This is a genomic window from Rhodoferax sp., assembly GCF_028715765.1.
In the GTDB taxonomy this organism is placed as follows: domain Bacteria; phylum Pseudomonadota; class Gammaproteobacteria; order Burkholderiales; family Burkholderiaceae_C; genus Rhodoferax.
The window spans coordinates 62195-74523 of sequence record NZ_JAQURE010000011.1; the positions used below are offsets into that span (position 1 = coordinate 62195).

At 56.0% G+C, this 12329-nt stretch carries 15 protein-coding genes; 3 read left to right on the top strand and 12 right to left on the bottom strand.

Annotation, left to right across the window (positions count from 1 at the left end; all coding sequences use genetic code 11):
* Nucleotides 1-26 precede the first annotated feature (26 nt).
* On the bottom strand, nt 27-1517 hold the full coding sequence (locus PHT20_RS06085) for a M48 family metalloprotease (RefSeq protein ID WP_301019834.1): 1491 nt from the start codon (nt 1515-1517) through the stop codon (nt 27-29).
* 100 nt (nt 1518-1617) lie between these two features.
* Here PHT20_RS06085 and dbpA point away from each other — a divergent pair, with 100 nt between their 5' ends.
* Both dbpA and PHT20_RS06095 read left to right on the top strand, forming a co-directional pair.
* Nucleotides 1618-3006 carry an ATP-dependent RNA helicase DbpA gene (gene dbpA, locus PHT20_RS06090; RefSeq protein WP_301019835.1) on the top strand — a complete coding sequence of 463 codons (1389 nt, stop codon included), beginning with the start codon at nt 1618-1620 and terminating at the stop codon, nt 3004-3006.
* Nucleotides 3007-3164: 158 nt separating this feature from the next.
* Nucleotides 3165-3398, top strand: coding sequence for a hypothetical protein (locus PHT20_RS06095; protein ID WP_301019836.1), 234 nt, complete (start codon nt 3165-3167; stop codon nt 3396-3398).
* Here the strand turns inward: PHT20_RS06095 and PHT20_RS06100 are convergent.
* The 6 genes from PHT20_RS06100 to PHT20_RS06125 all read right to left on the bottom strand — a co-directional run bounded on the left by PHT20_RS06100 (nt 3395) and on the right by PHT20_RS06125 (nt 7947).
* The gene (locus PHT20_RS06100) at nt 3395-4387 is read right to left on the bottom strand and encodes a GDP-mannose 4,6-dehydratase (RefSeq protein WP_301019837.1); all 993 of its coding nucleotides are present in this window, start codon (nt 4385-4387) and stop codon (nt 3395-3397) included. The two genes, PHT20_RS06095 and PHT20_RS06100, sit on opposite strands and share 4 nt — an antisense overlap.
* A gap of 1 nt (nt 4388) precedes the next feature.
* On the bottom strand, nt 4389-5519 hold the full coding sequence (gmd, locus tag PHT20_RS06105) for a GDP-mannose 4,6-dehydratase (RefSeq protein ID WP_301019838.1): 1131 nt from the start codon (nt 5517-5519) through the stop codon (nt 4389-4391).
* A 22-nt stretch (nt 5520-5541) separates the two neighbouring features.
* Complete coding sequence (locus tag PHT20_RS06110) at nt 5542-5757, bottom strand: DUF6447 family protein (protein WP_301019839.1); 216 nt, start codon at nt 5755-5757, stop codon at nt 5542-5544.
* Between the two features lie 117 nt (nt 5758-5874).
* Nucleotides 5875-7077 carry a trypsin-like serine protease gene (locus PHT20_RS06115; protein WP_301019840.1) on the bottom strand — a complete coding sequence of 401 codons (1203 nt, stop codon included), beginning with the start codon at nt 7075-7077 and terminating at the stop codon, nt 5875-5877.
* A 367-nt stretch (nt 7078-7444) separates the two neighbouring features.
* Nucleotides 7445-7684: a type II toxin-antitoxin system RelE/ParE family toxin gene (locus PHT20_RS06120; RefSeq protein WP_301019841.1), complete on the bottom strand. Its 240-nt coding sequence runs from the start codon at nt 7682-7684 to the stop codon at nt 7445-7447.
* Nucleotides 7684-7947 (bottom strand): type II toxin-antitoxin system ParD family antitoxin, encoded by a 264-nt coding sequence (locus tag PHT20_RS06125; RefSeq protein WP_301019842.1) that lies wholly within the window; start codon nt 7945-7947, stop codon nt 7684-7686. Before PHT20_RS06125 ends, PHT20_RS06120 begins: the two co-directional genes overlap by 1 nt.
* A 295-nt stretch (nt 7948-8242) precedes the next feature.
* Here PHT20_RS06125 and PHT20_RS06130 point away from each other — a divergent pair, with 295 nt between their 5' ends.
* The gene (locus tag PHT20_RS06130) at nt 8243-9607 is read left to right on the top strand and encodes an IS4 family transposase (RefSeq protein WP_301019843.1); all 1365 of its coding nucleotides are present in this window, start codon (nt 8243-8245) and stop codon (nt 9605-9607) included.
* A gap of 74 nt (nt 9608-9681) precedes the next feature.
* Here the strand turns inward: PHT20_RS06130 and PHT20_RS06135 are convergent, their stop codons facing one another.
* From PHT20_RS06135 to PHT20_RS06155, 5 genes are all read right to left on the bottom strand, one after another.
* Nucleotides 9682-9879: a hypothetical protein gene (locus PHT20_RS06135; protein WP_301019844.1), complete on the bottom strand. Its 198-nt coding sequence runs from the start codon at nt 9877-9879 to the stop codon at nt 9682-9684.
* 161 nt (nt 9880-10040) lie between these two features.
* Nucleotides 10041-10328: a hypothetical protein gene (locus PHT20_RS06140; RefSeq protein WP_301019845.1), complete on the bottom strand. Its 288-nt coding sequence runs from the start codon at nt 10326-10328 to the stop codon at nt 10041-10043.
* Nucleotides 10329-10524: 196 nt separating this feature from the next.
* The gene (locus PHT20_RS06145; protein ID WP_301019846.1) at nt 10525-11664 is read right to left on the bottom strand and encodes a transposase; all 1140 of its coding nucleotides are present in this window, start codon (nt 11662-11664) and stop codon (nt 10525-10527) included.
* Entirely contained in the window at nt 11661-11915 is a 255-nt protein-coding gene (locus PHT20_RS06150; protein WP_301019847.1) for a DUF2442 domain-containing protein, read from the bottom strand. The genes PHT20_RS06145 and PHT20_RS06150 overlap by 4 nt, the downstream gene beginning before the upstream one ends.
* Before the next feature lie 9 nt (nt 11916-11924).
* Nucleotides 11925-12194, bottom strand: coding sequence for a DUF4160 domain-containing protein (locus PHT20_RS06155; protein WP_300084550.1), 270 nt, complete (start codon nt 12192-12194; stop codon nt 11925-11927).
* Nucleotides 12195-12329: the final 135 nt, after the last annotated feature.

Consider the following 12329-nt stretch of genomic DNA (forward strand, 5'->3'; position numbering starts at 1 on the left):
CAGCTACTTAATAAATAGCATTTCATTCACTCCACCACCTTCACCGCCTGCCCGGGGCGCGGCTCGCCACCGCCGTAGAAGCCGTTGATCAGGCGCAGTTGTGCTTCGGCCTGAGGCAGGGGAGAGCGTTTGGCCAGCTGCGCAAAACCACCGGCGGGGTAAGACGTGGTCTGGATCACCCAGGGCTTGGCGGCGGCACGGTCTTGGGCGGTCAAGGCACGAAAACTGTTTTGCGCTTGCACCAGGCTAGGTCTGGCTTGCTGCAAGGCCGCCGCATTTTTGGCTGCGGGGGTGAACACATACACACTTTGCCGGGGCCCGGTGACCAGCGTGGCTTCAATCGCTTGTTGCCCCTGGCTGCTGGTGCGGCTGCCAACAAAGCGGGTGGCGGGCAAGCCGTTGATGCTCAGGCGCTCGGTGCGGCCCTGGCTGGGTTTGAGCAGGTTGCGAATCACCTCGTCATGGCTTGTGCCCGCTTTGGGCGGGGCCACTTGCACCATCAGCGCTGCATCCCCGGTGGCATTCACCAGCGCCAGTTGGCTCGGTTCGTTTTGAATCTGCCAACCGGCTGGCGCGGTAAGTGCAATGCCCAGGTCGGTGTGGTAAAAATTTTGCCCACGGGTCAAGCCCTGGTCTGCACTTTCACCAAACGCCAGGCCTTGGGTGATGTGCTGGTAGCGGGTGCGGCCTTCGTCGCTGTAGTTGCCTTTGTATTGGGCGGCCAGTTGGGTGATTTGCTGCAGCCGCTGGTCGTTGCTGGGGTGCGAAGCCAGCCAACTGTTGCCGCTGGGTGCGGCACGGCCTGCGGCACGCGCCTGGTCTGCGGCAAAACGCTCCTGGGCTTTGAGTGCCCCGATCACGTTGATCATGTTGCGCGGGTCAAACGCGGTGCGAGCCAGGTATTCGGCGCCCAGGCTGTCGGCCTGCAATTCCTGGTCGCGCCCGTAAGAGGCCACATAACCCGCCGCAGCGGTTTGCGACAAGTCGCTGGCCAGCCGCCCGGCTCCGCTGATGCCTTGGCTTTCCAGCACCGCCCCCAGCACGCTGGCGGCCAGCACGCCCAGGCCGGCATCTTGCTGGCGGGTGGCGCGCTGGGCGCCGTGGCGTGCGGTCACGTGGCCAATTTCATGCCCCATGACACCGGCCAGTTCGGCCTCGGTTTGCAGGTAGGCCATGATGCCGCGTGTCACGTACACATAGCCGCCAGGCAGGGCAAAGGCATTGATCTCGGGGCTGTCGAGCACGGTAAAGTGCCATTGCAACTGGTTGCGGTGCGACAGCTTGGCCAGCCGCTGGCCCAGGTTGTTGACATAGGTTTGCACCCGTGCATCACGCACCACGCCGTATTCCTGCAGCACTTGCTGGTGCGCCTGGGCGCCTTGCGCTACCTCGTCTTGTTCACTCATGACCGAGCGCTCGGCCTGGCCGCTGACCGGGTTGATCACTGCGCTGCCGCAGCCAGAGAGCAGGGTGGCGGCCAGCAGCCAGGGGCTGAGGCGATGCAAGAGGTGTGTCATGGGGATTCCGAAGTCGATTTGAAACGGTCTATTCTTGCCCAATTGTGGGCGTGCGGTACGGGTCTGCCCCTGAAAAGCACGGTGAATCGATAATTGGTGCATGACACAAACCCACACCATCGCTTTCAGCACACTGCCCCTGAACCCCGCCACGCTGGCCAATTTGCAGCAATTGGGCTACTTGAGCATGACTCCGATCCAGGCCGCCAGCTTGCCAACCGCCCTGGCAGGCAAAGACATGATTGCCCAGGCGCAGACTGGCAGTGGCAAGACTGCCGCTTTTGGCCTGGCCTTGCTGGAGCGGCTGAACCCGCGCCGGTTTGCGGTGCAAGCCTTGGTGCTGTGCCCCACGCGGGAGCTGGCGGACCAGGTCACGGTGGAAATCCGTCGCCTGGCGCGTGCGCTGGACAACATCAAGGTGGTCACGCTGTGCGGCGGTGTGGCCTTGCGCGGCCAGCGGGCTTCACTTGAAAACGGAGCGCACATCGTTGTGGGCACACCCGGACGGGTGATGGATCACCTGGCGCGCGGCACCCTGAGCCTGGAAGCACTCAACACCCTGGTGCTGGATGAGGCCGACCGCATGCTGGACATGGGCTTTTTTGACGACATTGCCACCGTCACCAAGCAATGCCCGCCCGAGCGCCAGACGCTGCTGTTTTCTGCCACTTACCCGGAAGGCATTGAAAAGCTGGCTCGGCAGTTCATGCGCATGCCAGAGCAAATCACTGTGCAGGCCTCAGAGGCTAAAAGCCTGATTGAGCAGCGTTTTTATGAAGTCACCCGCCCAACCCGGTTTGAGGTGGTGGCCAAGCTGCTGAACCACTTTCGCCCGGAGAGCACGCTGGCTTTTTGCAACACCAAGCAGCAGTGCAAAGATTTGGTGACTTATCTGCAACAACAGGGCTTCAGCGCCCAGGCGCTGTATGGTGAGTTGGAGCAGCGCGAGCGCGACCAGGTGCTGGCGCAGTTTGCCAACCGCAGCACCTCGGTGCTGGTGGCGACCGACGTGGCCTCGCGTGGCATTGACATCAAGGAGCTCAGTGCCGTGATCAACGTCGACATCACCCCCGACCCCGAGGTGCATGTGCACCGCGTGGGGCGCACCGGGCGTGCCGGTGAATCTGGCCTGGCACTGAGCCTGGCGGCCATGTATGAAATGGGCGCGGTGGGCAAGATTGAGCAGTACCAACACCAGCCGTCTGCTTGGCACAAACTGGAAGACTTGGTGCCTACCAGCACGCAGCCCTTGATGCCCCCCATGGTGACGCTACAAATTCTGGGTGGCCGCAAAGAAAAAATCCGTCCCGGTGATGTGCTGGGCGCGTTGACGGCAGACGCGGGTTACAGCCGCGAGCAAATCGGCAAGATCAATGTGACCGAGTTCACCACCTTCGTGGCGGTCAACCGCGACATTGCGCAGCAAGCCATGCACAAGCTCAATGCCGGCAAGGTCAAGGGGAAAAGTGTGCGGTGTCGGGTGCTGTGATGCAGCGCTGAGATGCGGTATCGGGATGACAGCGTGTCAGGCAATTTCTGACGCAAGATCGGGACCTGCGCCGACTTTAGCTTTTGATGCGGCACGGATACAGTTCATTTCAACGCTTTGCATGTTGTCAAGCGTGTTTGAACCAGCAGGAGCCCACCATGTCCACCACCCTTGAAACCCTGAATCCCTTCAGCCTGATGATGGAGCCCGAGCGTGTGCTGCAAACCATGGAGCGTTCGCAACAGTTGCGCGGCTTGCGCCGCCACAAACTGCGCCCGCTAGATAAGCCGCTCATTCCCTACACCTCAGAAGCCCTGGCCAGCCGGGCTGCATTTGATGCCATGATTGACGCGCAGGAGCTGGATGAGGGGGATGGATGGCTGTTGAATTAATGCATGGGCAATGACGACTGCGCTTGAGCAACCATGGCCAGGATGACATCCGTCATTCGTTTGGTGGCTTGCCAATTCAGATTTTTATGTGCTTTTATGGGGTTGGCTCGGCTAAGTCGAAGGTCAGAAGGTCGCATTAAGTCTGGATTGCTCACCACATGGTCTTGCCAATCAAGGCCAAGTGCCTGGAAGGTGCCTGCAACAAACTCTTTGAGTGCATGAGTTTCACCGGTGGCAATCACATAATCTTGCGGTGAATTTTGTTGCAGCATCAAAAACATGGCCTCAACATAGTCAGGCGCCCATCCCCAATCGCGATGAATATCCAAGTTGCCCAATCTCAAAGTTTCTTGACTGCCCGCAGCAATGCGGCAAGCGGATTTGACAATTTTTTGTGTCACAAATCGCTCTGGGCGCAAAGGCGATTCATGATTGAACAGAATACCTGAACAGGCATGCAAGCCATAGGCCTCCCGATAATTGGCAACCTGCCAAAACGCAGCTGCTTTGGCCACAGCATAGGGGCTTCGTGGTTTGAACGGTGTTGATTCATCCGCGGGAAGCCCTCCCGTATCACCAAAGCATTCGCTTGATCCGGCGCTATAAAAACGCGTTGGATGACCCAAAAACCGGATTGACTCCAAAAGATTCAGTGTGCTTAAGCTGATGCTTTCAAGAGTTTCTACGGGTTGTTCAAACGAAAGCCCCACGGAGCTCTGCCCTGCGAGGTGATAAATTTCTTGTGGCTCAAAACGGCTGAGCACCTGCACAACACTTCGAAAATCATTGGTGGCCATCGATGCGAGCTCGACGCTATCTCTGATGCCAACACGGTCCAAATTTTCAAAATGGCCCATTTGCGCATCGCGTGAAGTTCCCACAACACGGTAGCCCTGCTCGATCAATAACTTTGATAAATACGCGCCATCTTGCCCTGAAATGCCGCAAATCAAAGCAACCGGCTTGGCTTTTTCAGTGACCTTGCCCATTTCATTCCTTGGAAAAAGACACGTCGTAGCCATGATCTTTTAGCAGTGCATGCTGCTTGGCCTGCTGAAGATCAAAGGCCACCATTTCTTTCACCATCTCATCCAAAGTGATTTCGGGAACCCAACCGAGATCAGCCTTAGCTTTAGATGGGTCACCCAGCAGGGTTTCGACCTCGGTGGGACGATAGTACCGGGGGTCAACCCGAGCAATCACATCGCCCACTTTCAAGGCCGGAGCATTGTCGCCGGTAATCATTTTGACCACTGCAAGCTCTTGGTCAGCCACCCCTTCAAAGGCAACGGTGACACCTAACTCTGCTGCGGCCTTTTCAATGAACTGTCGCACGCTGTATTGCACGCCGGTGGCAATCACAAAGTCTTGGGGCTTGTCTTGCTGAAGCATCAGCCATTGCATGCGCACATAGTCTTTGGCGTGACCCCAGTCACGCAAGGCGCTCATATTGCCCAGGTACAAACACTGTTGCAAGCCTTGTGCAATGTTGGCCAAGCCACGGGTGATCTTACGTGTGACAAAAGTCTCGCCCCTGCGGGGACTTTCGTGGTTGAACAGGATGCCGTTGCAGGCATACATGCCGTAGGCCTCGCGGTAGTTCACGGTAATCCAGTAAGCGTAGAGCTTCGCCACAGCGTAAGGGCTGCGCGGATAAAACGGGGTGGTTTCACGCTGCGGAATTTCTTGCACCAATCCATACAGTTCGCTGGTAGACGCTTGGTAATACCGCGTCTTGTGAGTAAGCCCCAAAATACGAATGGCCTCCAGAATACGCAGCGCACCCATGCCATCGACGTCAGCGGTGTATTCGGGGCTTTCAAAACTCACAGCCACATGGCTTTGTGCGCCCAGGTTGTAAATTTCATCGGGCTGCACTTGCTGGATAATGCGCACCAGATTGCTGGTGTCAGACAAATCGCCGTAATGCAGTGTGAGTTTGGTGTCATCTACATGCGGGTCGTGGTAAATGTGGTCAACCCGCTGGGTATTGAATGAGCTGGCTCGGCGCTTGATGCCGTGCACGTGATAACCCTTGTGAATCAATAACTCAGCAAGGTAAGAGCCATCTTGGCCGGTGATGCCGGTGATGAGTGCGACTTTTGGAGTGGGCGTGGTCATGTCAGAAACCTAAAGACCAAGCTTAATTGAACTTCATCGTATCGCCCACAGGCAATACTGGCAATGCGGCTTGCAAGGCCTTGGCATATGCCATGCGAGCAGTCTGCAGCACTGCGGTTTGGGCTTGCATGCGGGCTAACTCTGTATCAACAAATTGCAGGCTGGTGAGTTGGGCTCGGGCATCATCAGAGAGTGAGTCGAGGTCGTAGTTGTGATTGTCTATGGTGATAGTGGTCATGACTGACTAGATTTTTAAATATAAATTAGTATGAAATAAATAGCTGTTATCGCTTTACTTATAAGCGACTAAGGTCATATTAACTATGAAATTATGCCACCTTGCGATCACTTGGCTTTAGCCGAAAAAACCGTCGTCATTCAGGATGGTTCGCACCGCTGTGAGCTTCACCACACCCTCGCCAAAGCTTCCACCCACCGGATTAAAGACGTCCAGATAAAAAAACTCATTGTGCTCTGGTATCGCGTCGCCGATGATTTCAACCGGAATGACGGCTTGGTTTTCATTGGGGTAAAGTTTAAGCGTACTGGTCACGCTCAAATAGTCATTGCCACCGAAAGCTGTGCCATCCCGAGTGGCATAGTCCACGCTCAAAACCTGATTCGGGTCGCTTCGCACCCCCGTGAACTGCAACAGGAAATAGGCGTAACTGGTACCACCGTTGCCCTCCGAAACTTCCCTTTTAACCTCGTCTGGCTTGGTTGGTGCATTCGGGTAGTTGGCGCGCAGGCTCTGGTCGATCCACTGCTGGTAGGCGCTCACTCGTTGCCAAGCGGCAATTTCACCAAAACTGCTGTTGAGGCTGGTGTCAATGTCGGGCGCAACACTGCTAGTGCTCAGGCTTGTGGTGTAAGAGGCTACACCGGCAATATCACCATTCAAAAACGCAGGCCCACCACTATCGCCCGGTGCAATCAGTCCTTCGTCAAGGCCTTGCCCCAGGCCGTTGCGGTATAACAAGCGACCCAACGCATCGTGGGCGGTCGTGCCGTTGTCGAAGTCTGCAACCAGTTGCGTGCCAGCCAACGGCGACCAAGTCATCCCCGAGCTGAGACCGCTCTTGAGAGTCGCAGTATCGGCGTCGAACGCGTTGGTGGCCTTGAGTCTGATGGGACTGGATGTGCCGGTGCTGGTTGCGCCAGTATTTCCTGTACCGGTTTGGCCGTAACCCACCAAGGTGAATGGCTGCCCAATCTCATCATTGGAACGGTAAATATCGTAACGGGTGGCAGCTTGCGGGGCTGAGCCAGCAAGCCACACAATGGCCAGGTCGTTGTTACTGCCCGCGTCATAGCCCGGGTGCTGAAGAATTTTGGCGACGCTGCTTGTTTGCGTACCCGAACTGGTTTCAAACATCACACTGGCGGAGCCGCTACGTGACGCAAATAAATGCGTGGCCGTCAAAATGGCGTGACCACTGAACAGCAAAGCACCGGTGCCGTAATAGCCGCCGTAGCTCACACGCACGACTCCGTCAAAGCCCTCACCCGGATTGGTGCGGTAGCGGGAATCGGTGTAGTAGGCAGTTGTTGTTACCATTTTGGCGAGGTCATGATGGGCATTGCCTCAGACCATCTTATTTGTAGCAGTGTGTGCTGCTGAACCATCGAGCTTTGATGGCCAGCCCCGATGGCACGTCAGACATCGGCAAAGATGGGTGTGGGTTGCTCGAGTGTAGTGGGCTTGGTGGGCTTCAAGCAAAGGCGGATGCAAGTCTGAAGTGCACCCTTCAATTGATTAGCTTGTGGACACGCTCGGGTGGACGTGTGTCACGGCCTTGAGCCAGGTTCAGGAAAGTTTCACCAATGACCTTGAGCCTGTTGTTGGCTCGCTTGGTTTTGCGGTGGACGTAGGGTTTAGCAGTAGGAAATTAAAGGAGATTAGGAGATTACTACTGCTTGTGTGATCAAAAATTCAAGTCGGGTTCCTCGTAAAAAAGAACCACGTAATGTCCGTGGGTGCATGAGCGTATGCCTTTGCCCAGTTCCAGTCTGGGCCGGTAGGCTTGGGGTGCTTTGGCTAATTTGCGGCATTGCACCTGCAAATCACGAACAAAACTGGCCGCGCGACGCGGGTTGTCCAAGGCGATGTAGTCACCGATTGTTTCCATGTCTTGCTCGGCTTGCGGCAGAAACTCCAGCCGCATCAGGCTTGCCTTTCAGCCATCGCAAGGTACTTGGCTTCAAGTCGATCAAACACATCCTCCTCCGACAGGCATGGCCCACTGGCCAAGTCCACCGCAACAGCTTCGCGCAACGCCTGAAGCTTGGCCGCTTGTTGTGACTCATGGTTTTCCAGCAAACGCAGACCTGCGCGCACAACCTCGCTGACGTTGTTGAACCGGCCCGAATCGACCTGAGCGCGAACAAAGCTCTCAAAATGGTGGCTCAGTGCAACACTGGTTGGCATCGCTGTTTCTCCTGATGTTTGGTATCAGTTATTACACCAAGCACCCAGCCAATTGTCAAGAAGAAGCACAGTCACGCCCTTAAGCGATAAAGGGTCCTGGCTCCAATGGCACTGACTTAAGCCAATAGTGCCACAAAAACAATAACTTACATGCTCCAAAAAGGTTGGGCTGATCGCTCCAAATTGTTACGATGCGGGTGTCGAATCCGTAACACGTACCAAGAAGGGGACAGCCCAAATGGATACTACCAAAACCTGCCCGATTGGTGTTGGCGCTGGAACTTTGCAGTCGCAAGTGCGCCAGTTTCTGGGACGATTTGCCCGAACTGGGTATGACACGTTGAGTGGTTTATTGACAGCCGAACAACTGCAATCACTGATACATGAGCATTGCCCGGATCACCGCAATCGCGTTTACCCACCACTGACCACCGTGAGCCTCTTTCTTGAACAGGTGCTCGGTGCTGACCACAGTTGCCAGGACGCCGTCGCACGGGGGTTGAGCAGCCGCGTAGCACAAGGCTGTAGTGCATCGAGTCTTGATACGGGCGCTTACTGCAAAGCGCGCCAACGCCTGAGTTTGCAACTTCTCGCGGCTTTGTCCAAGGCGCTCGCCGCGCGTCTGTGCCAAGCTCAGTCGAATTCATGGCGCTGGCGTGGGCGTGAGATCAAACTCATTGACGGCACGACCGTCTTCATGCCCGACACTGATAACAACCAAACCACTTATCCGCAGAGCAGCCAACAAAAGGCTGGTTTGGGCTTTCCAATGATGCGTATTGTGGGTATCGTCTCTCTGGGCTGTGGTGCTGTGCTGGACTGGGTCTGTGGAGCCTGTGCAGGCAAACTTACGGGCGAAACAGCGATGATGCGCCAACTCGATGCAACACTAAACCCGGGCGACATTTTGCTCATGGATCGCTACTACACGGGATACTTCACGGTGGCCAGGCTGCTGGCTCGCGGGGTGGACTTTGTCAGTCGTCAACATCAGTTACGTCACACCGATTTTGAACAAGGCCAGCGTCTGGGCAAGGGTGATCATGTGGCGCAGTGGCGTCGCCCGGTTCGACCGAAATGGATGACACCCGAAGAATATGAAAAAGTACCGCAATGCCTGCAAGTGCGTGAGGCCCGCGTGGGTGAGTGGACATTGATTACCAGCCTGAAAGATGCCAAGGCAGTCAACCGTTTGGAACTGAACGAAATCTATGGCTGGCGTTGGCATATAGAGCTGGACTTGCGCTGTATCAAATCGGTCATGCAGATGGAGATGCTGCGCTGCAAGACACCTGAGATGGTGCTCAAAGAGGTGGCGGCACACCTACTGGCATACAACCTGGTGCGCGCGGTGATGGCGCAGGCAGCCAATAAAGTCAACTGCACGCCACGCCAGCTCAGTTTCAAGGCGGCGCTGCAACAACTTCGCGCTTTCGAAGAGCGATTGCGCCACGGTGCCTATGCAAGCGTTGTGTGCCTGTGCGAGGTGCTGATTGGGGGCATCGGTCAGGTGAAAATACCGTACCGACCCGGCCGGGTTGAGCCACGTGCTATCAAGCGACGCAGCAAAAATGTTCCGCATTTAAGGCAACCGCGTGCTGTGATCAAAGCGCAATTGCAGGCGCAACATGAGCTCATCATGGCCGCCGTATATGCTTAAGTCAGTGCCATTGGGGACCTGGCTCCTTTTCTGTGTGGTGGCCACAGTTGGGTTCTGGATAGCAAGCGCACAGCCTAAACCAACAGCAGCACATTCATCCCGGCCATGTTGGCATTGGGAATGCCCACCACACGAATGACGATCTCGGACTCTTCGACATCACCGTGGTGCAGGTAGGCGCCTTGTCCCAATGGCTGCCAGTTAATGGACTCGGCTTGGATGCTTGCGAACTCTTTAAATTCGGCTTGCGGGTCAAGCAGATGACCTTTCATGTGAAATTACTGTCGTCCCAGGCCGGGGTGGTCAATCAAGTAGTTGGCTTTGTCAGAAAACAGCTCATCGAGCGACAGCGCAGCCTACGGGTTATCGGCCTCGATGTAATCATAGATGTCATCACGATCCTGAACTGCCTCGGATGTCCAGAACAATCGTATCACTTGGCAGTTTCAAGCCGTTGACGTGTGGTTGCCCGTCTGGCTGCGAATTTAGCTTCAACCTCTTGTGCAGGAATCAAACGACCTGCATTGGCCGAGTCCAGGCCGATTTCAACTTGGCGACGAAACCACGCATCGTGCGCGGTTGATTCCTGCTGTTGCAGAACAAACTCGCGCATGTAATCACGCAACAACTGGGCAGCACTGCGGTCGCGGGTTTTTGCGGCTGTAGCAAATTCAGACTTGAGCGCATCGTCGACACGAAACGTAAACGTGGCTTCACTCATGGCCTTGACCTCGATGTGTCACAAATAAATTTCAATATAACACGGCGGATTCTTCGGCGCTGGTTTATGTCAGAGCCAATCCAGCCTCAATTGAGCTTCATCGTATCTCCCGCAGGCAGCACTGGCAATGCCGCTTGCAGTGCCTTGGCATACGCCGCACGGGCGGTTTTGCAGTTACATGCCAATTTCTTATAAATTATGCCGCCTTGCGCTCAAACACCTTCTTGGCTGCTGCCAGCCCACGCAGAGCGCGCTGTTGGCGCTGGGCGGCTATTTCTATCAGCTTGGCCGGGGTGCCTACGGCGCTGGCAAAATCTTTGAAGAAATGGTCGGCAGCGTTGATAAACCCTTCAGCGTCCATGCCCAGGCGTGTCAAGATGGGCGGGGTGGTGGCGGGCATGACACCGCGCTTGGTGGGGTGTACCGCATGGCCCATGGTGTCCACCAGCTCAATGTACTCTTGCAGGCCAAAGGGAATGGCTTGCTCAAAACGGCTGGTCACGTCAAACGGCATCAGCGGCGCTTCTGGCAGTGCAGCCAGCTCTGCTTCTGGTAGCAGGCTAGGCAGTACCAATGAGGGGCACAAAGCATTTTCTTCTGTAACTTTTGCGGCTTCAGTCAGGTCTGACGCAGCTTGCTCTGCCGACAACGGCACCACAACCGGAGCCAGCACGGGTACAAAAGGCTGGCCTTGCAGATCGTCCAGGCGGGCTTTGATGGACGTGTGCTCGCTGCCCTGCAAGCTCTCGGCCATACCCGCGCGAATGGGGTTGAGGTCTACATACGCCATCGCAGCCAGCAAAGCCTGCTCGTCAAGCAGCGCCTGGCTTTTAAAGCGCCCTTCCCAAAAGCGGCCAGTGCAATCGTCCTCGGCATTGGCCTGGCGGGCAATCGACTCGTTAAGCACCCGCATGAACCACGACAAATCATGCAAGCGGCTGCGGTACAGTGCGGCAAATTCGGCCACCTTGTCACATTCGGCCTGCCCCATCTGGCCGCGCGCCTCTGACAGATAGCGCTGCACCAGTTGCGGACCGGTAAAGAGCTGCGTCCAGCGGCGCAGCACGGCGTCATCGCTCAACGCCTGCGCCCTGTCAGCGTCCACCCGCAGCACCACGTGGTAGTGGTTACTCATCACCGCGTAGGCCGCCACGTCAATGGTGAACACCGAAGCCAGCTCGCGGATGCGGGTCTCAATCCAACCCCGGCGGTGGTCAAAGTTTTGGCCAGTAGCGCTGTCTTGCCCGCACAAAAAAGCGCGGCGTACACAGCGGTTGACCACGTGATACCACGGCGTGTCGGACAGGGAAACAAGGGATGAGCGGGGGCGGGTCATGGCAAGCTTGTCATAGGAGACGAACGGTCGTAAAGCGTTTCAGGGTCTATATCGATATTGCCTGGCCATACCACCGTACCGTAACCGACGCGTGCAGCACAAAAAGAGTTTGTTTCTTTCAGGCGACTAAATGGCTTTTTGTCCATGATAGGAGTCATATCAAAAAGTCGATGCTCACCGTTTTCAAATTCCAGCTCCAGCATGTAACCCGGTTTGGCAATGACTGCTATGACATCAAGCAACAAGTTCATTTGAGCGTCCTACTGTAATGGTGCGATGCGGAAAGGCTCTTCGCCATTCGCCGCCAGAACCCAATTGGCAAACAGATCATCCCGATGCAGCTCAACCCATGCCTGCACCAGCCGCAACTGCTTGGGTGGCAGATCACCAGCCAACACCCTGCCGTCTTCTATGGCAATGGAGGCCTTGAAGTTCTGATAGCGCACATGAAAGTGCGGCAGATGATGACGTTCATTGGCCTCGAACATGATCGCCACGAGAATACCGTAAAACATACTGATGGTTGGCAAGGTCAAGCTCCTTAACGTGAAAGAACGGCGTATCCGGGCGAGTGTTACCCTGACCCCGCCCTGGTCAAAAGCAACGCGACAACAGTGATTCGGTCAGCGACTCAGACAGGAGTCGGTACAAACCCGTATTTGGTC